A 23,834-nucleotide genomic window follows, 5' to 3' on the forward strand; every position below is an offset into this window, starting at 1 on the left:
TCCGGACTGCTGCGGTGGTGGTCACCCGGCCATCCGGGCGAAGGTGCTGCCGAGGGCGTCGGCGAAGGTGGTGAGGAACAGGTCGAGCGCGGTGTCGTCCACCACGGCGGGCGGGGTCAGGCGCAGCACCCGGGTGGAGTTGAGGGAGTGGTTGACGAGGACGCCGCGGGCGATCATCTCCAGCAGGAGTTCACCGACCGCCTGTTCCTCGGCGAACTCGATGCCGATCAGCAGGCCCCGGCCGCGCACCTCGCGCACCCTGCCGTCCTGGTAGGGGGCGCAGACCTCGCGTACGCCGGCCAGGAGGCGTACGCCGAGGGCGTCCGCGCGGGCCACGGTGTGTTCCTGTTCCATCGCGGTCACGGTGGCGAGGGCGGCGGCGCAGGCGATCGGTGAGGCGCCGAAGGTGGAGGTGTGCAGATAGGGGTCGCGGCTGAACGGGCCGTAGGTCTCGGCGGTGGCGACCATGGCGGCGACGGGCACGACGCCGCCGCTGAGGCCCTTGCCGACCAGCATGATGTCCGGGCGGACCTGCTCGGCGTCGACGCCCCACCAGGTGCCCAGCCGGCCCATGCCGGTCTGGATCTCGTCGACGACGAGCAGGGCGCCGTAGGTCCGGCACAGTTCCGCGACGCGGGTGAGGTAGCCGGGGCGCGGGATGCGGACGCCGCCCTCGCCCTGGACGGGTTCGACGACGACGCAGGCGGTGTCGCGGCGGGCGGCCAGGGCCTGTTCGAGGTCGGCGGCGTCGTCGTAGGCGACCTGGGTGACGTCGGGGAGCAGCGGCTGGAACGGCGACTGGTAGGTGTCGTTGGCGGTGACGCTGAGGGCACCGAGGGTCTTGCCGTGGAAGCCCTTGCGGGTGGTGATGACGGAGGTGCGGCCGTTGGCGCGGGCGAGTTTGAGGGCGGCCTCGGTGGCCTCGGCGCCGGAGTTGACGAAGTGGACGTGGTCGAGTCCGGGCGGGGTGTGGGCGGCGAGGGCGCGGGCCGCGCGGGCGGCGACCGGTTCCAGGAAGACCCGGCTGGCCAGCGGGTGGGTGTCGATCTGCCGGTGGACGGCCTCGACGACGGCGGGGTGGCGGTGGCCGAGCAGGAAGACGCCGTAGCCGCCGAAGTTCAGGAAGCGGCGGCCGTCGTCGGCGTGGATCCAGGGGCCCTCGGAGCTGATCTCGGCCATGCCGCCCATGACCCGGCCCATGACGGCGCGGCCGGAGCCGATGTGTTTGAGATACAGGGCGACGACGTCCTCTTCGGTGTCCGCGTGGGCGGCGGCGGGCGCGGTGCCGGGCGCCGGGGGCGATACGGTCATGACGCCACCTCCGTGGGGGTCTGCGCGGCGGGGCGGCGCCGCGGGGCGGGCCGGTCCTCGGACCAGCTCTCCAGGTTGCGGACGAGTGCGGTGCGGATGTCGGCGTGGGTCGGGCGGGTGCCGCAGTGCGGTGCGCCGAGGGAGCTGTCGAAGGGCAGTGCGCGCTGGAAGACCAGCAGGAGTTCCGCGTAGTACCGGAAGCGCTGGCGGACCGCGCCGGAGAGCGCGGTGCCCTCCAGCATCGGCAGCAGCAGCCGGTGCACCGCCTCGACCGGGATCAGCCGGGGGCGCGGCGGCCGGGGCAGCCCGATGCGCACGGCGAAGTCGGCGCAGATGTCGGCGATCTCCCGCAGTTCGACCGCCTCCTTGCCGGCCGTGAGCCAGTACTCGCCGCTGCCGACGCCGCCGCGGACGAGGCCGCCGATGGCACGGGAGACGTAGTCCTGCGGCACCATGTCGATCCGTGCCTCGGGGGCGCCGGGCAGGACGGGCACCTGGCCGAGGACCATCGCGCCGATCGTCTTGGTCAGGCCCTGCTGTCCGGCGATCCGGCCGGTGGCGGAGTCGCCCATGACGACCGAGGGGCGGACGATGGCGCCGGGTACGCCGGAGTCGCGCGCCAGCTGTTCGGCGCGGGCCTTGGAGTCGAGGTAGGCGGCGGCGCCCGGGAAGCGCTCCCGGTCCTCGTCGGACGGCGTGTTGGCGACGAACGCGGTGCTCACCAGGTAGAGCGGCGCGTCGGCGCGGGCGGCGAGGTCGAGCACGGTGTCCGTGCCGGCGGTGTTGGTGCGGGCGATCTCCTCGGGCGGGACGTGCCAGTTGGTGGCGGCGGCCGAGTGGACCACCACGTCGACGCGGAGGGCGAGTTCGTACCAGGCGCGGGGGGTGAGGCCCAGCCGCGGGGCGAGCAGGTCGCCCTCGATCTCGCGGACCCGCGGATCGCCCAGGGGGCGGCTGCGGCGCAGGCAGAGCAGGTCGTGGTCGGGGGCGAGTTCGTCGATCAGGGCCCGGCCGAGCACCCCGGAGCCGCCGGTGAGCAGCAGGGTGGGGCGGGCGCCGGGACGGGGGGCGGGGCTGAGGGCGGCGGGGCCGGGCGTGGGCGGTGCGGTGGGACGCGAGAGGTCTCGCGGCATGGTCGGCTCCAGGGTCGGCTGTCTCGGGGGCTCTTGTACGTCCGACCGCCGGTCAGGCGATCGTCAGCGGCCCGTCCGCGAGGTACGCGGCGAACGGGCCGGTCATCCGGGTACGGGACGGCGGGTGCAGGGACAGGCCGTTGGCGGTGGCGGCCAGGTACCCCACCTCGTCGGAGGTCATGAAGTTGAGGCCGCCGAGCAGTTCGACCGCGCGCGGGACGATCCGGCCGAGGGCGTCCTGGACGCCGTAGCGGGTGCAGAGCGCCTGGGCGAGCGCGGACTCGCCGAGGTCTCCGGAGTCCACCCGGCGGGCGATGCCTTCGGCGGCGGCCGTCGCGGCCTCGGTCTCGGCGTACAGGCGGACCCGTTCGTGCTCGGGGATGCGGTCGTTGAGCAGCACCCGCTCCACCAGCGCGCCGGCCACGCCCAGGTAGCTGCCGGTCATCAGCACCTGGAACCAGAGGAGCCCCGCGGTCTGGAGCTCGTCCAGCCGGTCGCCGGAGGCGGTGGCGGTGCCGGTGCGCAGCACGAGGTCCGGCGGGACGAGGACGTCGGTGAGGGTGACCTGTTCGCTCTCGGCGCCGGCCAGGAAGGTGCTGGACCAGAAGCCGCTGACGGACAGGCCTTCGCTGTCGGCGGGCACCAGCGCGACGGCGAGTTCGTCGCCCTGTCCGTCCTCGCGCGGGACGAGGACGCTGGCGGTGAGGACGTCCATCGAGCGGGCCAGGCTGCACGGGCGTTTGACGCCGTTGATCCGGATGCCGTCCCCGGTGACCTCGGCGGTCATCGACGGGTCCAGGATGCCGGTGCCGCTGCGGCCCTCGGCGAACCCGGAGGCGATGATCCGGTTGCCGGCGGCGACGCCCTCGACGAGCATCCCCTGCGGGCCGTCGCCGAGGCCGCCGAGGCCGGCCAGCGTGGCCATGGAGAAGTGGTGCATGGTGGTCGCCACGGCCAGCGAGGGTGAGCGGCTGCCGATGGCCCGCTGGACGCGCAGCGCGTCCAGCGCGGTGGCGCCGCGTCCCTGGTGGGACTCGGGGACCAGCAGTCCGGGGCCGCCGCTGTCCCGGAACAGCCGGATGCCCGGGCTGCCGGGCCGCTCCAGCTCCGTCAGCGGGATCTCGCGCAGCGCCGGGTCGAGGCCGGGGAGCAGTTTGGCGAGGGTGGTGCGTTCACATTCCAGGAATCGCATAAATGTGCGGTCCTCCAGGGTCTTTTCCGGGATCGGCGGACGCGGCTCAGACGGCGTTGGTGACGCGCAGCAGTTGCCAGACCGCGCCGGGGCGGGGCCGGCCGAGGAAGGCGATGTACTCCGGGAGGACCTCGTGCGGGGCCCACTTCTGCTTGTACTCCAGCTGGGAGGCGGCCGGGTAGACGGCCTCGCCGTGCTCCGCCAGCCAGTGCGCGAAGCGGGTGAACAGGCGCCCGGCGCCCGGCAGTTCGTGCCGGGGGTCCAGTCCGGTGAACGGGGTGAACCCGAAGTGGAGCCAGCCGGCGCCCTCGGCGACCAGCCGTTCCATGACCGTGGCGTTGAGCGCCTCCATCACGCCGGGCGGCGCGTCCGGCCGCCGTCTGCTGAGGTCGTGCAGCCAGCCGGGGCGGCTGCCGTAGACCGGGGAGTAGTTGATGTAGCCGACCGCCTCGCCCCCGATCCGGCCGGCGAAGAGCCTGCGGTGGCGTTGCAGGCCGCCGGTGCGCTGGCCGACGAGGAACCGCAGCTCCTTCACGCGCCGGCCCTTCTGCCGCAGCCAGGTCCCGTCGATCAGGTCCAGTTCGGCGCAGTCGTCGCCGGCCCGGACCTCGACGACCTCCAGACCCGCGCGCCGGGCCCGGGAGATCTTGTTCCGCAGCCGTACGAACCGCGAGCCGCGCAGCGTGAAGCGGGAGAGGTCGACGGCGTAGGAGGCCCCGATCTGGTTGACCGTGAAGCCGTGCGCCGCGTACAGCTCGGCGTCCGCCCGCTGCAACTGGACGGCGACCAGACGCCGTCCGGCGTGCGCCACGAAGGCGTCCAGCAGCGGGGCCCGGTGTTCCTCCGCCGTGAAGGGCCCGCCGAACTGGAGGACGTAACGCCCCGAGATCCGATAGGCACAGGTGCCGTCGAACCGGTCGTCGTGGAAATACTCGTTGCCGCTGTTGAGGGCGAGGAAGGAACTCGGGTTGTCACTGTGCGCGGCGAGGGTTTCAAGCACGGACGGCATGTGTTCCCTCCGCGGACGTGGGTTCGGACGGGTGGCCGGGGAACACCGGGGGACACCGTTTCTCGAATTCCGCGAAATCCGGATCGGCGGCCGGTTCGAAGGCGACGCCGAAGGGTTTCAGGGAGTTCCCGAAAAGGGCGCGGTCGCCCATCAGGTGGATCGGCAGGGCGAGCAGGGCCCACTCGGGCCGGACGAACAGCGCCCAGGCCCCGGCGATGGCGCCCGCGGTGACCAGGCTGTGCATCGTGTTGTAGGCGACGTAGTAACCGCGTGCGATCCGCCGGTCGGGGCTGCGCCGGTAGGCGATCGCCCCGGGCAGATAGCCGATCACATCGATCACCGTGAACAGCAGTACGAACACGCCCCATCTGATGTCCGTGCGGTGCTGGAAGGCGAGGACGAGCGAGACTGCCAGAAAGGCCAGCCATTCGAGTCGGGAGAGGGCGAAGGTGGTTCTCGTCTCGAACCGGTTCTTGGCGTCCACGGGCGCTCCAGGATTGCGCGTAGCCGGGGCGTACGGATTCCGGGGCCCGGCATCAGCCTGCCCCCTCGCTGTGGTCTGTCACTTCTGTTTACGCCTCGCCGGGCCCAACCCCTCATACGGCAATGGCGACTTGGGCCGGAGGCCCGGTGCGCGTGCGGCGGTTGTTCACTTGGGGTTCGTGTGCGCGACTTCGCCCCCCAGTAGGTGTGGCGTGCCGACCGGCCGGTGCCCACCGGCCGGAACCCAGCCGGCCGGTACCTGCTTGGCCGGCTCACGTCCCTTTCGCCTGGAGGCCGCATCCATGTCACACCGTCCGCTTCCCGGCCGTCGCAGCGTGCTGCGCGGTTCCCTCGCCGCCTCGGCGGCGCTCACCCTGCCCACCGCCCTCGGCGCGGCACCGGCCTTCGCCCGCTCCGGGCGGCCGGGCGCCGGCTGGGGTGTGCAGGCGGGGGACGTGACCGCGCACTCGGGCCTGGTCTGGGTACGGTCCGACCGGCCGGCCCGCATGATCGTCGAGACGTCCGCGACCGAGTCCTTCCGCAACCCGCGCAGATGGCGCGGCCCGCTGCTGGGCTCCGGCACCGACTTCACCGGCACCACCCGGCTGAGCGGGCTGCCCGCCGGTGAGCAGATCCACTACCGGGTGGTGCTGGCCGACCCGGACGACCCGCGCCGCACCGGCGAGCCGGTCACCGGCACCTTCCGGACCGCCTCCGGCAGCCGCCGCGACGGGGTGCGGTTCGTGTGGTCCGGCGACCAGGCGGGGCAGGGCTGGGGCATCAACCCGGACATCGGCGGCTACCGCATCTACGACGCCATGGGCAAGCTGGACCCCGACTTCTTCCTGTGCAGCGGCGACAACATCTACGCCGACGGACCCATAGCCTCCACCCAGGCCCTGCCCGACGGCAGCGCCTACCGGAACATCACCACCGAGGAGAAGTCCAAGGTGGCCGAGACGCTGAACGAGTTCCGCGGCGCCTTCCGCTACAACCTGCTCGACGACAACCTGCGGCGGTTCAACGCCCAGGTCCCGTCGATCATCCAGTGGGACGACCACGAGGTGCGCAACAACTGGTACCCGGGGCAGGTCATCACGGACAGCAGGTACACGGTCCAGGACGCGGACGTCCTGGCCGCGCGGGCACGGCGCGCGTTCTCCGAGTACTTCCCCGTCTCCACCCTGAGGCCGGGCGCCCGCGAGGGCCGCGTCCACCGGGTGCTGCGCCAGGGCCCGCTCCTGGACGTGTTCGTCCTGGACATGCGGACCTACCGCAACGCCAATTCCCCCGACGACCAGACCACCGACCCGCAGGGCATCCTGGGCCGCGAGCAGCTGGAGTGGCTCAAGCGGGAGCTGTCCCGCTCCCGCGCGGTGTGGAAGGTGATCGCCGCCGACATGCCGATCGGCCTGGTGGTGCCGGACGCCACCGAGGGCAAGGCCAACTTCGAGGCGATCGCGCAGGGCGACCCGGGGGCCCCGCTCGGCCGGGAGCTGCAGATCGCGGAGCTGCTCCGGTTCATCAAGCACCGGCGGATCACCGGCACGGTCTGGCTGACCGCCGACGTGCACCACACCTCGGCCCAGCACTACCAGCCGTCGAAGGCCGCGTTCACCGACTTCGAGCCGTTCTGGGAGTTCGTCTCCGGGCCGCTGAACGCGGGCGCGTTCCCGGCCAGCGCGCTGGACGGCACCTTCGGTCCGGAGCGGGTCTTCGTGAAGGCGCCGACCGCGTCGAACGTCTCGCCCGCCGAGGGCTACCAGTTCTTCGGCGAGGTCGACATCGACGGCGACAGCGCGGAAATGACGGTCCGGCTGCGCGAGCAGGACGGCACCGTACTGTTCACCAAGGTGCTCCAGCCGGGGCGCGTGGGCCAGTAACCCGGCAACTCCCGTACGCTGTAGGGGTGTCGCGCACTGGAGTCATCCCCCGGTGCGCGACCCCGGCAAGCGAGGCGGAGGCAAGAGGGCGGCCCGCAAAAACAGGGCAAAAGCACTCTTTACCCATCGGACACAAGGCGTTCGTGATCACGCAACACCGTTCCTTCACAGTGGCTGCATGAGTCGAGACATGTCGCACGCGGCACACCGCACCGAGCAGAACCGTCCCGCGCCCCGCCGTCAAGCGGTGGCGAACCTGTGGACACGCTGGACACGACGCCACGGTCACGCACCGCCGACGGACGATACCGGCGCCCGGCCGCCGTCCGGTGCCGACGCCGGTGCCGGTGCCGGGAGGGCGCCCGGGATCGAGGACAGCGCACTGTGGCGGATGCGGACCACGGTGCGGGACGAGCCGGGCTCGCTGGCCGCGCTCTGCACCGCCCTCGCCGAGCTGCGGGTGGACATCCTCAGCCTCCAGACGCACCCGCTGGCCGACGGCACGGTGGACGAGTTCCTGCTGCGCGTGCCGGGCCCGCTGACCGGGGCGGAGCTGAGCGGGGCGGTGACGGCCGCGGGCGGCAGCGCCACCTGGTGCGAGCGGGCCGACGCCCACGACCTGGTCGACGCCCCCACCCGGGTCCTGGGCCTGGCCACCCGTACCGCCGCGGACTCCGCGGAACTCCCCCTCGCCCTGCGGCAGTTGCTGGGCCGCTGCACGATCCGCTCGCTGCCCGCCCCGACGGCGCCCGGCGCCGGAGGCGGCCCCGAGGACGTGCCGGTGGAGGGCGTCCTGGAGGAGACCGCGATGCGGCTGCGCGCCCCCGAGGGCGGCCTGATCAGCATCGAGCGGCCGTATCTGCCGTTCACCCCGACGGAGTTCGCCCGGGCGCGGGCCCTGGTCGAGCTGGACGCCCGGCTCGGCCCCCGGGTGCCGCGCGGCCAGGACGTGCTGTCCCTGACCGAGGGCGGACTGACGCTCTCCGAGAGCGGTGACATCACCGTCGGCCGCGCCGACACCGGCGACCTGGAAGCGGCGAAGGCGATGCACGACCGGTGCTCCGCGCGCACCCTCGGACTGCGCTACCACGGACCGGTCCGGGACGCGGACCGCTACCTCAACCACCTCCTGAGCCCCCGCTACGGCCGCACCCTCGCCGTGCGCACCGCCTCGGGCCGCATCGTGGGCCTCGGCCACCTGCTGTGGGACGGCGACGAGACCGAGGTCGCCCTGCTCGTCGAGGACGCCTGGCAGCGCCGGGGCATCGGCACCGAACTCCTCGGCCGGCTCGTGACGATGGCCGCCGAGACCGGCTGCGAGCACGTCTACGCCGTGACGCAGGCGTCCAACACCGGCATGGTCGCCACCATGCGCGGCCTGGGCCTGCCCCTCGACTACCAGATCGAGGAGGGCACCCTGGTCATCACGGCCCGCCTGGACCCGGCGGCGGTGGCGGCGCCGCGGGCGTACGGGGAGCGGATCGGGCGGGAGTAGCAGCCGGGCACCCGGGCACCGGCGTACGGTCGCCGCTCAGCCGCCCGGCAGCCACCGGCGCCACCACGGCCTGCGCTCCCGCTCCCGCTCCCGCCATGAGCGCAGCAGGTCCGCCGCGGTGCGGGTGGCGGGGTGGTCGGGGCCCCGTTCCCGCGAGAGATCGGTCACCAGCGCCTGGAGGAGGGTGATCGCCACCGTGCGGCGTCCCGCGTTCCAGTGGTCCAGGGCCGCTTCGGTGCGGGCGGCCGGGCTGTCGAAGGGGCCCTGGGCAGGGGCGTGGCTTCCCTGCGGCACTGCCCACGGCACCCGCCGCTCCCTGTCGGCCTCCGGCGGCTGTCCGGCGCGGCCGGGGCGCCCCGGCCCCTCGTCCCCGGGGACCGGGCCGCGGCGCTCGGTCCCGAGGCCCAGCGAGCCGATCTCCTCCAGCAGTTCGACCGCGGTGGGGCGCAGGCCCGGCTGCTCGGCCATGCAGCGGTCGAGGAGCCGGCCCAGGACCCGGCGCAGCTCCGGGTCGCCCGGTCCCGGGACGGCGCCGCCGGGCGGTGTGCGCCGGCGGCGGGGCAGTTCGTGGGCGACGATGGCGCCCAGGCCGTAGATGTCGAAGGACGCGTCGAGGGGCCGTCTGCTGGAATACCCCTCGGGCGGCAGGAACCGCTCGCGCGGCGGCCGGTACCGGGCGTAGGGGTGGGGCACGCCGTCGTACTGTGCGTACATCCAGCTGATGAGGACCACGCTGTCGGGCACCAGGAGGACGGCGTGGGGCGAGAGGTTGCCGTGCACGAGGCCGCGGGAGTGCGCCCGGTCCAGCGCCTCGGCCAGCCGGCGGACGAGGTACAGCAGGGCGACCGGGTCGTCGGGACGTCCGTTCTCGGCCCAGGGGCGGTGGTTGAGGTTCAGGGCCGCGTGTCCCGACACCGACCGGACCAGTTCCATGGCGAGCCACGGCTCGTCCGCGCGGGGGCCGGCGCCGAGCAGCCGCGGCGCGTACGTGCCCGCCATCCGCCGCAGCGCCTCGGCCTCGGTCTCCACCAGTTCCCGGAAGAGGTCCAGCTGCCGTCTGTCGGAGTCGGTCGGCGGGATCTTCACGGCCGCGTCGCGCCCGTGGTCGTCCAGGCCGAGGAAGACCTCGGAGAAGTCCGCCGAGGTGAGGTACTGGCCCAGCCGGTAGGGGCCGAACAGCCGACGGCCCGAGGGGACGGCCGGGGCGGACGGGGAGGCCGGGGCGGACGGGGCGGACGGGTCCGGACGGTGAGCGGGACGGGGGCGGGACGGGCCGCGGGGCACGGCGGGGCCGGACAGTCCCGCGCGGGCGAGGGCGTCCGCGCGGAGCCGGGCCCAGGGCAGGCCGTCCTCCGGCAGGCCCGCGCGGCCCCGCGCGTCCGGGACCAGGCCGGTGACCCGGCCCGGCGCGCCGGCGGCACTGCGTTCGAGCAGGCCCGAGGTCTCCCGCAGGACGGTGTCCACCTCGTGCGCGCGCAGCCCCGCCAGGAGTTCGGCGCGCAGCCCGGGGAGGAAGTCGTAGGGCCGCTCCTCGACGGGCCCGTCCCGGTCCGGCCCGCTCGGCACGAGGAGACCGCTGAAGAGGACCTCCGCCAGGAGCGAGGGAGCGCTGCCCGGCAGCATCGCGGCCTGGACGACACGCATGACGGACACGGTCAGCGGCACCGCCGCCAGGCAGGTCAGCAGCCGGAACGCCGCGGGCGTCGCCACGGCCTGGAAGTCCCGGAGCCGCTGCCCCGGCGGCCGGGAGTCGGGGGCGCGGCCCGCGCGGACGGCTTCGCCCAGGAGCAGGACGGCGGCATCGGCCCCGCCGTCGCCCGCCCCCGCCACCAGCCGGGCCCATGGTGCGAACCACCGGGGGGCCAGTTCCAGGACGGGGACGGGGGTGCTGCCGGGCGGCAGGACCCGGGTGCGGCGGCGGTGTCCGGTGTAGACCAGGTCGGCGTTGGCCGCGGAGCGTTCCGGGCGGCGGAGGGTGGCCGGGACGGTGGGCAGGGACGTCTGCGGCCACAGCCGCTCCGGAAGGGCCTGGAGAACCGCGACCGGACCGGCGGCGGCCCACTGCCGGACCGCCTCGTGCACGCGGGGGTGGCCCCAGCCGGGAGCCACCGCGTCGGTGAGGACGAGCACGAGGCGCCGGCCCGAGGGGTCGCGGAGTTCGGACGTGCCGCGCAACGGCCCCTCCCCGGCGCCGGGTTCGGTGCTCACGCCGAGCGGCCCGTCGGGCCCGAGGTGCAGGTACCGTACGCGCACCTGGCGGAAGGCCCCCGACCGGACGAGGAGCCGGTGCACGTCGTCGGTGAGGGGGGCCCACAGCATCCGGCTGGTCTCGTGGCTGTCCACGACCAGGACGACGTCCAGCCAGCGTTCCTGCGCCGGCCGCACCACGGGGACCAGGCCGCCCCGGCCGCGGGCGGCGAAGTGGCGGGCGCCGCGCTCGGCGGTCGCCTCCTCGTCCAGTTCGCTGAAGGCGCGTGAGGGCACCAGGCGTTTGAGCGGCCGCAGGGTACGCAGCAGGGGCAGCTCGGGCACGGGCGAGCCGACCGCCAGCCGTACCGGGCGGCCGGCCGGGGCGTCCGGTGCCGGGGCGGTGCCGGGCACCGTCGCCGTGTGGACGGGGACGCGTGGCGGGGCCTCCGGGGCCGTTCCGTCCTCCGTCTCCGGCCCGGGCGGGGCGCCGGTGCGGTGCTCGGGCGGCTGCCGGGTGTCCCCCGGCGCGGCGGCGGGGGCCGCGCCGGGGGGCAGCTGGGCCGCCAGCCACAGGATCTCGGCCAGCTCCCGGGGCGTGGGTTCGAGGCCCAGCGAGGTCAGGACCGACCGGAACCGCCCGACGCTCATCAGTGGGCCCGGTTGAGGTACTGCAGCACCAGGTCCGCGACGTGCTCGCGGCCGGCGTCGGTGGCACCGGCCGCGTGCCGGGCGAGGTAGACGGCCTGGAGGAGCTGGTCGGTGGCGAGTTCGCCCGTGCCGCGCCGGTCGAGGAAGCGCGCGATGAGGGCCTCCGCGTGGCCGGCCGCGTCCGGTCCCAGGTGGGCGTGGACGATGGCGCGCAGCCGCTCCTCGTCGGGTGCGGGAAGGTGCAGGCGTACGCAGCGGCGCAGGAAGGCGGGCGGGAAGTCCCGTTCCCCGTTGCTGGTGAGGACGGTGAACGGGAAGGCCCGGCAGCGGACCCGGCCGCCGGTGACCCGCACCCGGGCACCGTCGTCCGCGGGCCGTACGCCGACGGTGTCGACGACGTCGGCGAGGCGCGCGAGTTCGGGGATCTCGTAGGTGCCCTCCTCGAAGACGTCCAGCAGGTCGTTGGGGAGGTCGAGGTCGCCCTTGTCGATCTCGTCGACCAGCAGCACCCGGGGGAGTTCGTAGGGGGCCAGGGCGGTGCCGAGCGGGCCGAGCCGCAGGTACTGGCCGATGCGGTCCGGGGCCGGCTCCGCGCCGCTGTTGACCTCTTCCAGACGGCCGATCGCGTCGTACCGGTACAGGCCGTCCTTCAGTGTGCTGCGGCTGGTGATCGGCCAGCGCAGGACGGAGCCGAGGCGCAGTTCACGGGCGACCGCGTAGGCCAGGCTCGACTTGCCCACCCCCGGGTCGCCGGTGACGAGCAGGGGACGGCGCAGGTAGAGGGCGGTGTTCACCATCTCCAGCGTCTGCTCGTCGGGCCGGTAGGCGGCGGCCCGCAGCGGCCAGCGCCGGGACAGGCCGTGGTCGGCGTCCCGGTCGAAGGGGGTCGGCTCGTCGTCGTAGAAGGCACGCCAGGGCGGGGGTTCCGGCAGCCGTGCCACGCCCTCGTGGGGCTCCTCGCCGCCCCGGTAGATCATCCAGTCGTTCACCGAGCCTGACCTCATTTCGCGTAGCGCAGGGGTGCGTCGGGAAGCTGCCGTCCGGGGTCGTCCCACAGCAGGACCAGGTCCTGGGCGTGCTGCTCGTCGGCCTCGCCGGCCACCGCCTCGTTGCGCAGCTGCCGGATCCGGTCGGGCCACTGGTCCGGCCGGGCCTGCCCGAGGGCCCGGCGCAGTTCGGCGAAGCCCTGCGCCGACGGGCAGTGCTCCCGCGCACGGCACCCGAAGCAGGAGGACGGGTCGGGCGGGGCGCCGGCGCAGTCGTCCTCCCGGGAGCGCTGCCACAGCACCACGGGCACTCCGCAGGACAGCGCCACCTCCAGGGCCGCCGTGGAGGGCGCCAGGCGGATCGAGCCGGCCAGCACCAGGGCGGCGAGGTCGGGGCGGCTCTCCAGCCAGCCTTCGAGCACCTCGTGGTCCCCCCGGTGCCCGTTGCACGCCAGGGTCGGCTCCGGGGTGCGGCCGGTGAGGCGGCTCCATCTCCGGCGCCACGGGGGATGCAGTTCCTCGTCCTCGAACCGCTCCAGGTCCCGCACGATCACGGGATGCTTGCGGCCCAGGCGCGACCAGGCGCGGCGGGGCCACGGCCGCCACCCGTCGTACTCCTCCTCCAGGAGTGCCTGGGGGACGATGAACTCCACCAGCGCCTTGTCGTCACCGGTGCGTCCGAGCCGGGCGAGTTCCCCGGGGACCCGGGTGCGCGCCAGGTCGAGCGCCTCCTGGAGCGGCAGGGCGTCGGTCTCCGGGACGGCCGGGAAGACCGCGTCCGGGCCCTCGTAGCGCCACATCGCCAGGTGGTAGCGGTCCCGGTCGACGGCGGAGGGCCGCACCCGGACCATGACCGACCGCCGTACGGCCGGGGCCGACGGGTGCGGCTCGTCCGGCTCGGCCAGGTCCTCGGGGTCGAACGCGAGCACTCCGCTCAGCAGCTCGGTCCAGGTGCGCAGGCGAACGCCGAGGTCGCCGGTGTACGCGCGGCCGAGGTCCGCCACGTACCGCACGGCCCGGGGTACCGGCCCCTGGGCGACCAGCGCCGCCAACTCGGTCACCACGTCCCGGTGTTCGTGCAGGGGCAGGTCGGGGGCGGCGGCGAAGCGGCCGGCGGCCCGGTGGAAACCGGCGGTCAGGTCCTCGGGGGCGGGTGCGGGCGAGGAGGCGAGCATGCCGAACAGGTGGCACTGGGTCCGTCGGGGAAGGCCGGCCGGCCAGTCCGCGGCGGCCTGCGACGGCGGGCCGGCGGGCCAGCGGCGGTCCCGGGCGTGGAACAGGTCGTGCGCGCGGATCAGGGCGCGGTAGGCCGCCGGTTCCAGCAGGCGCAGCGCGCCGACGGGGGTCGCCAGGCCCCCCATGTCGGTGTCGGGGAAGCGGGTGGCCTTGACCACCGCGCAGACCCCGCCGGCGTCCAGGTCGAGGACCGGTCCTCCCGACATGCCGCCGGTGACCTCGTCCTGTTTCAGCCGCAGCATCCGCCCGCCGTCGAGCGTCTGGTCGCCCTGGTAGGCGAAGGCGGAGGTGAGCGGCTCGGCCACGGTCCGGTAGGTGTCGGAGTACCCGACCGCCGTCAGCGGACTGCCGCCGAGCGGGTACCGGTCGGCCAGCCAGGCACAGGGGTGACCGGCCGGCGGATCCGTCAGCCGGACGATCGCCAGGTCAGGGTAGGGCCACAGGCCGCCCCGTGCGGGGGGCGGGGAGGCGGCGACGACCTTGCCGGCCAGTTCGGTCGTGCCCCAGTGCACCTTGACGGCGGCTCCGGCCTCCGAGCCGGCCACGTGCGCGCAGGTGACGACGTAGCCGGGGGCGGCGAAGAAGCCGCTGCCCGGTCTCCGACCGTCCACTCTGACCAGGCATTTCTGTGCCCAGTGGGTCAGTTGTCCCGCAGCCGCCATCCCTGTTCTCCGGTCCGGACGGATCTGACCGCCGCCCTGGCCGGGTCCGGGCGGCGTGACCGTCGTCATGCTCAGGTCCCGGGCGCCTGCGGCCCGCCGTCCCAGGTCAGGGTCACCTTGACCGCCGCCTTGCCGCTGGTACCGGCGAGGGCGGCCACCAGGCCCTCCCTGCCCACCGCCAGTTCGACTCCGAACTCCACGCTCACCCCGTCCGGGGCCGCGTCCGCGACGGCCCGGCGGACGTTGGCGGCCACCGACCGCAGGGTGTGGTCGAAGCCCCGCAGCGCCTGTACGCCGCTGTCGAGGAGACCCGAGTCCTGTGGTCCCGACGGCGGTTCGACGTGGGCCCAGACCACGTCGCCGTCCGGCAGTCGCACTTCCACCAGCTGTCGCATCGTCCCCCCGTCCGCACCCGACCACGCACGAGGCGTCGTCCGTCGCTCCTCACACCATAGCGTCGGGCGGCACGCGGGCGCAGGGCTTCCGGCGGCGGCCCGGCCTGGTACATCGGGCTGACGCGGCACCGGCATCCGTACGAGGATGTCCGCATGTCAGAGACCAAGAGCCCGCTGCCCCGCGAGGTCGCCGACGCCTACGTCGACGAACTCATCGCCCTCGACCCGGTCACCGGTACGTATCTGGGCGTACCGGAGAGCTCCGGCCGCCTGCCCGACCTCTCGCCCGCCGGGCAGGAGGCCCTCGCCGAACTGGCGCGGGCCACGCTCGCCCGGCTCGACGAGGCGGAGCGGCGGCCCGGCGGGGACAGTGACGTGGAGCGTCGCTGCGCCCGGCTGCTGCGCGAGCGGCTGACCGCCGAACTGGCCGTGCACGAGGCCGACGAGGGGCTGCGCGCGGTCGGCAACATGGGTACGTCCGCGCACAGCGTGCGGGAGGTGTTCACCGTCACGCCGGCCGACACGGAGGAGGACTGGGCGCGGATCGCCGAGCGGCTGCGCGCGGTGCCCGGGGCGCTGGCCGGCTACCGCGCGTCGCTCGCCCTGGGCCTGGAGCGCAAGCTGTTCGCGGCGCCGCGGCCGACCGCCACCTTCGTCGGGCAGCTCGGCGAGTGGGCGGACACCGGTGAGGGCCGGGGCTGGTTCGAGGACTTCGCGTCCGCCGGGCCCGAGGCGCTGCGCGCGGAGCTGGACGAGGCGGCCCGGGGCGCGACCGCGGCCGTGGTGGAGCTGCGGGACTGGATGCGCGACGTGTACGCGCCGGCGATCGACGGCGCCCCGGACACGGTGGGCCGCGAGCGCTACGCCCGCTGGTCGCGCTACTACAACGGCACCGACCTGGACCTGGACGAGGCGTACGCGTACGGCTGGGCCGAGTACCACCGGCTGCTGGGCGAGATGCGGCGGGAGGCGGAGAAGATCCTGCCGGGCGCCGCGACGCCGTGGGTGGCGCTGGCCCACCTCGACGAGCACGGCCGGCACATCGAGGGCGTCGACGAGGTCCGCGACTGGCTGCAGGGCCTGATGGACCAGGCGATCGAGTCGCTGGACGGCACCCACTTCGAACTCGCCGAGCGGGTACGGAAGGTGGAGTCGTGCATCGCCCCGCCGGGCAGCGCGGCGGCGCCGTACTACACCGAGCCGTCGCTGGACTTCTCCCGGCCGGGCCGCACCTGGCTGCCGACGATGGGACAGACCCGCTTCCCGGTGTACGACCTGGTCTCCACCTGGTACCACGAGGGCGTTCCCGGTCACCATCTCCAGCTCGCGCAGTGGGCGCACGTGGCGGGCGACCTCTCCCGCTACCAGGCGTCGGTGGGCATGGTCAGCGCCAACGCCGAGGGCTGGGCGCTGTACGCGGAGCGGCTGATGGACGAGCTGGGTTTCCTCACCGACGCCGAGACACGGCTCGGGTACCTGGACGCGCAGATGATGCGGGCGGCCCGGGTCATCGTCGACATCGGCATGCACCTGGAGCTGGAGATCCCCGCGGACTCGCCGTTCCACCCGGGTGAGCGGTGGACGCCGGAGCTGGCGCAGGAGTTCTTCGGGGCGCACAGCAGCCGGCCCGCGGACTACGTGGAGAGCGAGCTGACCCGGTACCTGTCGATCCCGGGCCAGGCGATCGGTTACAAGCTCGGGGAGCGGGCCTGGCTGCTGGGCCGGGAGAAGGCGCGCGAGCGGCACGGTGCCGCCTTCGACCTGAAGGCGTGGCACATGGCCGCGCTGTCGCAGGGCTCGCTGGGCCTGGACGACCTGGTGGACGAACTGGCCGGGCTGTAGGTCCGTTCCGTTCGGCGCGGGTCGACGACCTGCCCGCTGCCCCTGTCCCGGCTCTCGACTCCGTCCGAGCCGGGGAGGGAGCCCCCCGTCGGGCCGGGGCGTCGGGCATCGCCCGGCGTCCGGCGGGGAAGCGGGCGGCGGCGGCGTCGTAGGCGTCGCCGGTCGGACGGCCGGTGGCGACGGGGCCGGGGGCGACCGTGTTCGCCCGGGCCGGTCAGTCCGGCAGCGGGCTCAGCCGCACCAGCCCGAGCCAGGTCTCCGGGCCGGGCTGGGCGTGGGCCGTGCGGACGGTGTAGCGGCCGGGTTCCAGGGGGATGCGGACGTGGTCGGTGCCCTCGCAGGCGCCGCCCGGCCAGGCCGCGTCGAACAGCACCACCGGGCCGGGGACCCGCCAGACCGTCTCGGGGCCCCATTCGGCGGTGCGGAGCGCGGCGGGCACGCTCGCCAGGAGGTCGCGTTCGTCGTCGCCCGCGTACCAGCGGACGAAGGTGCCGTGCTCGGGGAGGAACGCGGTCGCGGCGGGTTCGTCGCCGAGGACCAGCGCCGCCGCGTCACCGACCGGGAGGAGCCCGGCCTGGCCGTCGACCTCGCAGGCCCGGTCGTAGTCGGAGGCGGTCTCCTCGCCGTCGGCTCCGGCCCAGAACGGCAGGACCGTCTCCGGTACCGCTATGAGCGGTCCGCCGCCCGACTCGACCCAGTCCACCGTCCCCGCCGTGCCCGGCTCCGCGTATCGCACCATGCGGCAGAACCTACACGTCCCTCAACAGCCGCAGTCCGCCGCGTCGGTGGGAACGGTCAGCCCGTCGGCGGCCCGGCGTTCGGTGCCCCGCCAGGTCTCGTACGCGAGGCCCTCGCGCACCCAGTACTCGAAGCCGCCGAGCATCTCCTTGACCCGGTAGCCGAGTTCGGCGAGGGCGAGGGCGGAGCGGGTGGCGCCGTCGCAGCCGGGCCCCCAGCAGTAGGTGACCACCGGTACGTCCCGGTCGAGGAGCCGGGCGGCCTGGTCGGGGACCAGCGCGGTCGGCAGGTGGACGGCGCCCGGCAGGTGGCCCTGGTCCCAGGCGGCGGTGGACCGGGAGTCGACGACGGCGAACCCCGGATCGCCGCCGGCCGCGAGCGCGGCGCCCACGTCGGCCACGTCGGTGTGGAAGGCGAGGCGCGCGCGGAAGTAGGCTGCGGCCTCGGCGGGCGGGGCGGGGGCGGGGGCGGTACGCGGGACGGCGGGGGTGACGGTCATGATCCGGCCTCTTCTCGATTGGGTTCCTGGCCGGAAATCTACGGTCGCGAGGCCGCGTCCAGAAGGCACGATCCCCGGCGTCCGGCTTGCCCGGCCGGGGAATCCCCTGCTATTCCTCCGGGATGACCGTGTATTCCCCGGACGCCACCGACTGGCGCATCCTCGACGTCCTCCAGCGGGAGGGCCGGACCGGTTTCGCCGAGCTGGCCCGTGCCGTGTCCATGTCCGCGAGCGCGGTGACCGAGCGGGTGCGCCGCATGGAGGAGGCGGGGGTCATCCAGGGGTACGCGGCCGTCGTCGACCCCGAACGGCTGGGCCTGCCGATCCTGGCCTTCGTCCGGCTGCGCTACCCGCACGGCAACTACAAGCCGTTCCACGACCTGGTCGCCGCCACTCCCGAGATCCTGGAGGCGCACCACGTCACGGGCGACGACTGCTTCGTCATCAAGGTCGCCGCCCGTTCGATGCGGCACTTGGAGGAGGTGTCGGGGCGGATCGGCTCGCTCGGCTCGGTCACCACCAGCGTCGTCTACTCCTCGCCCCTCCCCCGGCGCCCGGTGGGCCGCTGACCGCGCCGCCCGTCAGCCGTCCCGCTGCCGCAGCACGGACCCCGTCCGCCCCTTGACGACCTCCAGCTGGGCGTGGACGCGCCGTCTGAGGTCGGCGACATGGCTGACGATGCCGACGCTGCGGTCCCGTTCGCGCAGCGCGTCCAGTACGTCCAGGACCTCGTCGAGGGTCTGGTCGTCGAGGCTGCCGAAGCCCTCGTCGATGAAGAGGGTGTCGAGACGGACCCCGCCGGTCTCGTCGGTGACGACGTCGGCGAGGCCGAGCGCGAGGGCGAGGGAGGCGAAGAAGGTCTCGCCGCCCGACAGCGTCGCCGTGTCCCGCTCCCGGCCCGTCCAGGCGTCGACGACGTGCAGTCCGAGGCCGCTGCGTCCGCGTCCGGCGCGGTCGTCGGAGTGGACGAGGGTGTAGCGCCCGGAGGACATGCGCCGCAGCCGTACGGTCGCGGCGGCGGCGACCTGCTCCAGGCGGGCCGCCAGGACGTACGCCTCCAGGCGCATCCGGCGTCCGTTGTCCGCGGAGGTGCCCGCGGTCAGGGCGGAGAGCCGGGCGACCCGCTCGTACTCCTCGCGCAGCGGGGCCAGCCGGCGGGCGGCGTCGGTGGCCCGCGCGGAGAGCCGGTCGAGTTCGACGCAGCGCCGGGCGGCGGCGTCCCGCGCGGAGGCCGCCTCCCGCAGCCGCCGGGCCGCCGCCTCGGCCGCCGCCTCGGCCGCGGTGACGTCGGCGGGCGGCAGGTGCGCGGCGGCGGCCGTGTCCTGTTCGGCGAGCACCGCCCGTACGGCGGCCTCCTCGTCCTGCCAGGCGTCGAGCCGCCGTTGCAGTTCCCGGTGGGCGGCGTCGTCGAGCAGGGCGCCGGCCGCGGCGGCCGGGGTGTCGAATCCGGCGCGGAAGGCCGCGTCGGCGAGGCGTGCGTCGGCATCCTTCAGCCGCTGCGCGGAGTCCTCGGCGGCCCGGGCGGCGTCGGCTGCGTCGGTGAGGAGGGCGGCCTGCCGCTCCCAGTGGGCGGCGCGCGCGGCCACGCTGTCGGCGGTGCCGCGGACCCGGGCCACCTCCTCCTCCAGTACCGCCCGTTCGCGCTCCAGGCGCTCCCGGCGGCCGACGCGGGCGGCGCCGCGGACGGCGGCCTCGCGCTGCGCGGTGATCCGCTGCTCGCGTTCCCCCTCCGCGCGGCGCAGTTCCTCCTGCGCGGCGTGCAGCGCGGAGGCGGCGGCCCGGGCCTGCGCGTACTCCCGTTCGAGGGCGTCGGCCTCCTCGGCCAGCCGCTCGGTGGGGGCGTCGCCCGCCTCGGCGGTGGCGGCGGCGAGCGCCTCCCGTACGGTGCCCAGGCGCCGCTCGGCCTCGGTGCGCTCCTCCTCGGCCCGCTGGTAGGCGGCGAGGGCGCGTTCCTCGGCGGCCCGGTCGACGTGTCCGGCGTCCTTGCGGGCGGGGGCGGGGTGCTCGGTGGCGCCGCAGACGGCGCAGGGGGCGCCGTCGGTGAGGTGGGCGGCGAGTTCGGCGGCGATGCCGTCGAGGCGCTGTTCCTTCAGGTCGAGCCAGTGGGCGCGGGCCGCGGTGGCGCGTTCGGCGGCGGTGAGGGCGGCGCGCCGGGCGTCGTCGGTGTCACCGGCGAGCTGGTCGCGCTGCCGGGCGGCGCTCAGCCGGCGCCGGGCGGGGTCGCGCCGCTCGGCGAGCTGCTCGGCGCGGGCGGCGGCCTCCTGGGCGGTCTCGACGGCGGTCCGGAGTGTCTCGCGGGTGGCGTCCCAGCCCGCGAGCCAGCTCTCCGCCTCCGCGAGGAGGTCGTCGTCGGCGCGCTCGTCGCGGTCCAGCTCCGCGCGTTCCGCGGTGAGGGAGTGCAGCCGCTGCTCGGCGCGGCGGGCCGACTCCAGCCGGCCCAGTTCCCCGGCGGCGCGGCGGGCGGCGGCGGCCAGCCCGGCCGCGCCGGACTCGGCGTGGGTGTCCGGCAGCAGGGCACGCGCGCGCACCTCGGTCTGCCGCGCCCGCCGGTACTCGGCGTCGGCGGCGTCCCGCAGCTCCAGGGCGGGGGCCACCGCCTCCGCCTTGCGGGCCCGCTCCATCCGGGCCCGCGCCTCGCGGTGCGCGTCGGCCCGCTCGGCCAGCCGCGCCGCCCGCGCCCGCGCCTCGGCGAACCGGCGCTGCAGCCGGTCGCGTTCGCGTACGTCGGCGAGGTCCCGTGCGGCGGCGGCCTGGGCGGACTCGGCGGCGGTGAGGCGGCAGCGGGCGACGGCCAGCTGTTCCCGGGCGGTGGCGCGGGCGACGGCGGCGGCGCCGAGGACGGCCTCGGCGAGCCCCGGCTCCCCCGGAGCCGCCTCGGGCAGTTCCATGGCGTCGCCGGCGGCCTGCTGCATGCGGTGCGCGTCGGCGAGCAGCGCGCTGTCCCCGTCCCGCACCCGGGCCTCGGTGGTGCGGCGCCGCTCGGCGAGGCGCTTCTCGACCTCGGCGAACCGCTGGGTGTCGAAGAGACGGCCGAGCAGCTTGCCGCGCGCCTCGGCGTCGGCGCGCAGGAACCGCGCGAAGTCGCCCTGGGGCAACAGCACGACCTGGCAGAACTGCTCCCGGCTCATGCCGAGCAGCTGGGTGATCTCCTCACCGATCTCCTGGTGGGAGCGGCTGAGGTCCTTCCAGGTCCCGGCCGCCGCGTCGTACTCCCGCAGCCAGCTCTGCGCCTTGTCGACGGTGGTCCCGGCGCCGCGCTTCTTGGGCCGCTCCCAGGGCGGCTGCCGGGTGATCTCCAGGCGGCGGCCGGCGACGGTGAGGTCGAGGCGGACCTCGGTACGGGTGCCGGGGTCGGCGTGGTCGCTGCGCAGGCCCATGCCCTGGCCGCTCTGCCGGGCACCCGGGACCGAGCCGTACAGGGCGTAGCACACGGCGTCCAGGACGGAGGTCTTGCCCGCGCCGGTGGGTCCGTGCAGCAGGAACAGTCCGGCCCCGGACAGCGCGTCGAAGTCGACGCTCTGCACGGTGCCGAAGGGACCGAACGCGGTGATGTCCAGCCGGTGCAGCCTCACCGCGCCGCCTCCCCCGCCGTCGCGTCCGCGCGGACGGCGTCGAACGCGTCCCGCAGGACGGCCCGTTCCCGGGCGTCGGGTCCGGCGCCGCGCACATGGGCGACGAAGTCCTCGGCGACCTCCTGGTCGTCGCGTCCGGCCAGCCGCCGCGCGTAGGAGACGCCGGGGTCGTCCGGTGGCCGTTCGGGGTCGAAGACGAGGGTGAGGGTGTGCGGGAAGCGCTCGGTGAGCCGGGCCATGGGGTCGGCGGGCCGCACCGGGTCGGTGAGCGTGGCCTCGACCCACGCCTCCTCGTGCTCGGTCAGCCCCGGGTCGGCGAGCAGCTCCTCCAGGGTGCCGCGCAGCCGGGCCAGCGGACGCGGCACCGGGCAGTCGAGCCGCTCGGCGCTGACCGTGCCGTCGGCGTCCAGGTCGACCAGCCACATGCTCTTGCGGTGCGTCGCCTCCGAGAAGGAGTACGGCAGCGGGGAGCCGGAGTAGCGGACCCGCTCGGTGAGGGTCTGGCAGCCGTGCAGGTGGCCGAGGGCCACGTAGTCGACGCCGTCGAAGACCCCGGCGGGCACGGCGGCGACGCCGCCGACGGTGATGTCCCGTTCGCTGTCGCTGGGCCGGCCGCCGGTGACGAAGGCGTGCGCGAGGACGACGGACCGGGTGCCGGGCGGCCGGCCCGCGAGATCGGCGCGGACCCGGTCCATGGCGGCGGCGAGCACGGCCTCGTGCCCGGCCCGGTCCACCCCGAACTCGTCCTTCACCAGGGCCGGTTCGAGATAGGGCAGCCCGTAGAAGGCCACCGGCCCGGCGGCGTCCGCCAGCAGCACCGGCGTACCGCACGCGGCCGGGTCGGTCCGCAGATGGACACCGGCCCGGCCGATCAGCCCCGCGCCCACGCCCAGGCGCCGGGCGGAGTCGTGGTTGCCGGAGATCATCACCGTGGGGACGCCGAGGTCGGCGAGGCGGTGCAGGGCGTCGTCGAACAGCTCGACCGCGGCGAGCGGCGGCACCGCCCGGTCGTACACGTCTCCCGACACGACCACGGCGTCCACGGCGTGCTCACGCACGGTGTCGACGAGGTGACCGATGAAGGCGGCCTGGGCACCGAGCATGTTCACCCGGTGGAACGCCCGGCCCAGGTGCCAGTCGGACGTGTGCAGCAATCTCATGAAATGACCCTGATCAGCGTGTTTCTCGTGTTTCTCGTGTTCTCGTGTTTCTCGCGACAACGACCCGAAAATCAGCACGAGCCGGCACGGGGGTCCCGCACCGGCGCCCACCACGCTAATGCCTGCCGATGTCTCGATCACCACAGACCTCACAGGGACCGGCCCGCCCGGCCCGCCCGGCCCGCCCGGCAGCGCTCAGTGCTGGGTCTTCGACGCCCAGATCGGCCCCCCGCCCGAATAGATCACCAGGTTGCCGTCGGACTGGAGGCGCAGGATCGCGCCGTCGTGGCCCTGGGTCTTGCTCGCCCAGACCGGGCGGCTGTCGGCGGTGTAGACGACCAGGTTGCCGTCGGCCTGGAAGACCGCCTGGTAGTTGTCGCCGAAAGTCATGGTGGCCCAGCGGGCCTTGTTGTTCTCGTCGTAGACCACGAGGTTGCCGTCGGTCTGCATGCGCAGCCGCGTCTTGTTCGCCTCGATGGACTCGCCGGCCCGCAGCACCCGGGTCGCCGTGACCGTGATGTCGGCCGGGAGGGACGGTTCCTTCGCCTTCTTCGTCGCCTTCTTCGTCGCCTTCTTCGTGGCCTTGGGGGTGGCCTTCTTCGTCGCGGCCGGTTTCTTCGTCGCCGACGCGGAGGGGGAAGGGGCGGCGGGCGGGGCCGCCGCCACCGGGGCCTGCTCCTTCGCCACCGCCTTCCGCGTCGCGGGCTCCTCGGGTTCGGCCGGCTTCGACGGGGACGCGCTCGACGACGCGTACGCTCCCGCGCCGTCCTGCGACGGCTCCGCGCCGCCCAGCACCGTGCCCGCCTCCTCGGCGACGGTCGTCCCGGGCCGCTCCGGTGTGCCGTCGCGGTTCATCAGCAGGACCGGCACGGCCACCAGCGCCGCGCCCAGCAGGGCGGCGCCCGCCAGCAGGGGACGGCCCGGACGCCCCGCGGGCGCCGCGGCTTCCTCGCCGGGGGCCGGGTCCTGCGGCGCCGAAGCCGCCAGGGCCTCGGCGGCCGGCTCCGCCTCGGCGGCGGGCGCGGGCACGGGCGCCGCGGCGGCCTCCGCGCGCGCCGGTTCCGTGCCGCCGCCGCCCGCCGCCTTCGGTGCGGCGGCGGTCTCGGCCTTGCCGGCGGGCGGCTCCGCCGGGGGTGCCGTCGCCGTCTTCTCCTCCGCGGCCGCCGCCGCTGCCGCTGCCGTGCTCGTCGCTGATTCGGTCCGGTCCGTCATCCGTCCCATCCGTCCCACGGTTCATCGCTGGTCCCTGTGATCGGCCTCATTCACGCACACTTACAAGGGACACGTCATTCCACCCGCGTTAACAGTCCGCCTCGGCAAGCCCCCTCACTGGTACGGACGTTGCGGAACGTCCCATAATCCGGGGTACGGCACCCCTGCCGCACCATGCCTCTCACCGG

The 23,834-nt window shown here is 75.0% G+C and carries 18 protein-coding genes; 4 read left to right on the plus strand and 14 right to left on the minus strand.

Annotation, left to right across the window (positions count from 1 at the left end; translation table 11 throughout):
• Positions 1-21 precede the first annotated feature (21 nt).
• From ACIQR3_RS29770 to ACIQR3_RS29790, 5 genes are read right to left on the minus strand one after another with little or no spacing between them, the layout of a single operon-like run.
• A complete protein-coding gene (locus ACIQR3_RS29770; protein WP_403543737.1) occupies positions 22-1,311 on the minus strand; it encodes an aspartate aminotransferase family protein in 1,290 nt (429 codons plus the stop codon).
• A complete protein-coding gene (locus tag ACIQR3_RS29775; RefSeq protein ID WP_403543738.1) occupies positions 1,308-2,444 on the minus strand; it encodes an SDR family oxidoreductase in 1,137 nt (378 codons plus the stop codon). Before ACIQR3_RS29775 ends, ACIQR3_RS29770 begins: the two co-directional genes overlap by 4 nt.
• Before the next feature lie 52 nt (positions 2,445-2,496).
• On the minus strand, positions 2,497-3,636 hold the full coding sequence (locus tag ACIQR3_RS29780; RefSeq protein WP_403543739.1) for an acyl-CoA dehydrogenase: 1,140 nt from the start codon (positions 3,634-3,636) through the stop codon (positions 2,497-2,499).
• Positions 3,637-3,682: 46 nt separating this feature from the next.
• The gene (locus ACIQR3_RS29785; protein ID WP_403543740.1) at positions 3,683-4,645 is read right to left on the minus strand and encodes a bifunctional lysylphosphatidylglycerol flippase/synthetase MprF; all 963 of its coding nucleotides are present in this window, start codon (positions 4,643-4,645) and stop codon (positions 3,683-3,685) included.
• Entirely contained in the window at positions 4,629-5,129 is a 501-nt protein-coding gene (locus ACIQR3_RS29790) for a hypothetical protein (RefSeq protein WP_403543741.1), read from the minus strand. Before ACIQR3_RS29790 ends, ACIQR3_RS29785 begins: the two co-directional genes overlap by 17 nt.
• A 301-nt stretch (positions 5,130-5,430) precedes the next feature.
• Between ACIQR3_RS29790 and ACIQR3_RS29795 the strand changes: the two genes are divergently transcribed.
• Both ACIQR3_RS29795 and ACIQR3_RS29800 read left to right on the plus strand, forming a co-directional pair.
• The gene (locus ACIQR3_RS29795) at positions 5,431-7,011 is read left to right on the plus strand and encodes an alkaline phosphatase D family protein (RefSeq protein WP_403543742.1); all 1,581 of its coding nucleotides are present in this window, start codon (positions 5,431-5,433) and stop codon (positions 7,009-7,011) included.
• Positions 7,012-7,201: 190 nt separating this feature from the next.
• The gene (locus ACIQR3_RS29800; protein WP_403543762.1) at positions 7,202-8,506 is read left to right on the plus strand and encodes a GNAT family N-acetyltransferase; all 1,305 of its coding nucleotides are present in this window, start codon (positions 7,202-7,204) and stop codon (positions 8,504-8,506) included.
• A 36-nt stretch (positions 8,507-8,542) separates the two neighbouring features.
• Here the strand turns inward: ACIQR3_RS29800 and ACIQR3_RS29805 are convergent, their stop codons facing one another.
• The 4 genes from ACIQR3_RS29805 to ACIQR3_RS29820 form a co-directional block, all read right to left on the minus strand.
• Positions 8,543-11,344, minus strand: a complete 2,802-nt coding sequence (locus ACIQR3_RS29805) for an SAV_2336 N-terminal domain-related protein (RefSeq protein ID WP_403543743.1) — start codon at positions 11,342-11,344, stop codon at positions 8,543-8,545.
• Positions 11,344-12,348: a MoxR family ATPase gene (locus ACIQR3_RS29810; protein ID WP_251074624.1), complete on the minus strand. Its 1,005-nt coding sequence runs from the start codon at positions 12,346-12,348 to the stop codon at positions 11,344-11,346. The genes ACIQR3_RS29805 and ACIQR3_RS29810 overlap by 1 nt, the downstream gene beginning before the upstream one ends.
• Complete coding sequence (locus ACIQR3_RS29815) at positions 12,345-14,177, minus strand: trypsin-like peptidase domain-containing protein (RefSeq protein WP_403543744.1); 1,833 nt, start codon at positions 14,175-14,177, stop codon at positions 12,345-12,347. Before ACIQR3_RS29815 ends, ACIQR3_RS29810 begins: the two co-directional genes overlap by 4 nt.
• Before the next feature lie 122 nt (positions 14,178-14,299).
• The gene (locus ACIQR3_RS29820; protein WP_251074622.1) at positions 14,300-14,623 is read right to left on the minus strand and encodes a CU044_2847 family protein; all 324 of its coding nucleotides are present in this window, start codon (positions 14,621-14,623) and stop codon (positions 14,300-14,302) included.
• Between the two features lie 153 nt (positions 14,624-14,776).
• Here ACIQR3_RS29820 and ACIQR3_RS29825 point away from each other — a divergent pair, with 153 nt between their 5' ends.
• Entirely contained in the window at positions 14,777-16,465 is a 1,689-nt protein-coding gene (locus tag ACIQR3_RS29825) for a DUF885 domain-containing protein (protein WP_403543745.1), read from the plus strand.
• Between the two features lie 214 nt (positions 16,466-16,679).
• Here the strand turns inward: ACIQR3_RS29825 and ACIQR3_RS29830 are convergent, their stop codons facing one another.
• A complete protein-coding gene (locus ACIQR3_RS29830) occupies positions 16,680-17,204 on the minus strand; it encodes an immunity 21 family protein (RefSeq protein ID WP_403543746.1) in 525 nt (174 codons plus the stop codon).
• A gap of 21 nt (positions 17,205-17,225) precedes the next feature.
• Complete coding sequence (locus tag ACIQR3_RS29835; protein WP_403543747.1) at positions 17,226-17,702, minus strand: rhodanese-like domain-containing protein; 477 nt, start codon at positions 17,700-17,702, stop codon at positions 17,226-17,228.
• Between the two features lie 122 nt (positions 17,703-17,824).
• Here ACIQR3_RS29835 and ACIQR3_RS29840 point away from each other — a divergent pair, with 122 nt between their 5' ends.
• Entirely contained in the window at positions 17,825-18,271 is a 447-nt protein-coding gene (locus tag ACIQR3_RS29840) for an Lrp/AsnC family transcriptional regulator (protein WP_403543748.1), read from the plus strand.
• A gap of 12 nt (positions 18,272-18,283) precedes the next feature.
• On the opposite strand, the gene ACIQR3_RS29845 is transcribed toward ACIQR3_RS29840, so the two are convergent.
• The 3 genes from ACIQR3_RS29845 to ACIQR3_RS29855 all read right to left on the minus strand — a co-directional run bounded on the left by ACIQR3_RS29845 (position 18,284) and on the right by ACIQR3_RS29855 (position 23,646).
• Complete coding sequence (locus tag ACIQR3_RS29845; protein ID WP_403543749.1) at positions 18,284-21,274, minus strand: AAA family ATPase; 2,991 nt, start codon at positions 21,272-21,274, stop codon at positions 18,284-18,286.
• On the minus strand, positions 21,271-22,434 hold the full coding sequence (locus ACIQR3_RS29850; RefSeq protein ID WP_403543750.1) for an exonuclease SbcCD subunit D: 1,164 nt from the start codon (positions 22,432-22,434) through the stop codon (positions 21,271-21,273). The genes ACIQR3_RS29845 and ACIQR3_RS29850 overlap by 4 nt, the downstream gene beginning before the upstream one ends.
• A gap of 195 nt (positions 22,435-22,629) precedes the next feature.
• Complete coding sequence (locus ACIQR3_RS29855; RefSeq protein ID WP_403543751.1) at positions 22,630-23,646, minus strand: hypothetical protein; 1,017 nt, start codon at positions 23,644-23,646, stop codon at positions 22,630-22,632.
• Positions 23,647-23,834: the final 188 nt, after the last annotated feature.

This window comes from Streptomyces sp. NPDC090994, assembly GCF_044768905.1.
In the GTDB taxonomy this organism is placed as follows: domain Bacteria; phylum Actinomycetota; class Actinomycetes; order Streptomycetales; family Streptomycetaceae; genus Streptomyces.

What these genes read in the sequence shown, in the direction of transcription:
- ACIQR3_RS29770 (WP_403543737.1), bottom strand. Translation starts at nt 1,311, where the DNA reads ATGACCGTATCGCCCCCGGCGCCCGGCACCGCGCCCGCCGCCGCCCAC.
- ACIQR3_RS29775 (WP_403543738.1), bottom strand. Translation starts at nt 2,444, where the DNA reads ATGCCGCGAGACCTCTCGCGTCCCACCGCACCGCCCACGCCCGGCCCC.
- ACIQR3_RS29780 (WP_403543739.1), bottom strand. Translation starts at nt 3,636, where the DNA reads ATGCGATTCCTGGAATGTGAACGCACCACCCTCGCCAAACTGCTCCCC.
- ACIQR3_RS29785 (WP_403543740.1), bottom strand. Translation starts at nt 4,645, where the DNA reads ATGCCGTCCGTGCTTGAAACCCTCGCCGCGCACAGTGACAACCCGAGT.
- ACIQR3_RS29795 (WP_403543742.1), top strand. Translation starts at nt 5,431, where the DNA reads ATGTCACACCGTCCGCTTCCCGGCCGTCGCAGCGTGCTGCGCGGTTCC.
- ACIQR3_RS29800 (WP_403543762.1), top strand. Translation starts at nt 7,202, where the DNA reads ATGTCGCACGCGGCACACCGCACCGAGCAGAACCGTCCCGCGCCCCGC.
- ACIQR3_RS29805 (WP_403543743.1), bottom strand. Translation starts at nt 11,344, where the DNA reads ATGAGCGTCGGGCGGTTCCGGTCGGTCCTGACCTCGCTGGGCCTCGAA.
- ACIQR3_RS29810 (WP_251074624.1), bottom strand. Translation starts at nt 12,348, where the DNA reads ATGAGGTCAGGCTCGGTGAACGACTGGATGATCTACCGGGGCGGCGAG.
- ACIQR3_RS29820 (WP_251074622.1), bottom strand. Translation starts at nt 14,623, where the DNA reads ATGCGACAGCTGGTGGAAGTGCGACTGCCGGACGGCGACGTGGTCTGG.
- ACIQR3_RS29825 (WP_403543745.1), top strand. Translation starts at nt 14,777, where the DNA reads ATGTCAGAGACCAAGAGCCCGCTGCCCCGCGAGGTCGCCGACGCCTAC.
- ACIQR3_RS29830 (WP_403543746.1), bottom strand. Translation starts at nt 17,204, where the DNA reads ATGGTGCGATACGCGGAGCCGGGCACGGCGGGGACGGTGGACTGGGTC.
- ACIQR3_RS29835 (WP_403543747.1), bottom strand. Translation starts at nt 17,702, where the DNA reads ATGACCGTCACCCCCGCCGTCCCGCGTACCGCCCCCGCCCCCGCCCCG.
- ACIQR3_RS29840 (WP_403543748.1), top strand. Translation starts at nt 17,825, where the DNA reads ATGACCGTGTATTCCCCGGACGCCACCGACTGGCGCATCCTCGACGTC.
- ACIQR3_RS29850 (WP_403543750.1), bottom strand. Translation starts at nt 22,434, where the DNA reads ATGAGATTGCTGCACACGTCCGACTGGCACCTGGGCCGGGCGTTCCAC.
- ACIQR3_RS29855 (WP_403543751.1), bottom strand. Translation starts at nt 23,646, where the DNA reads ATGACGGACCGGACCGAATCAGCGACGAGCACGGCAGCGGCAGCGGCG.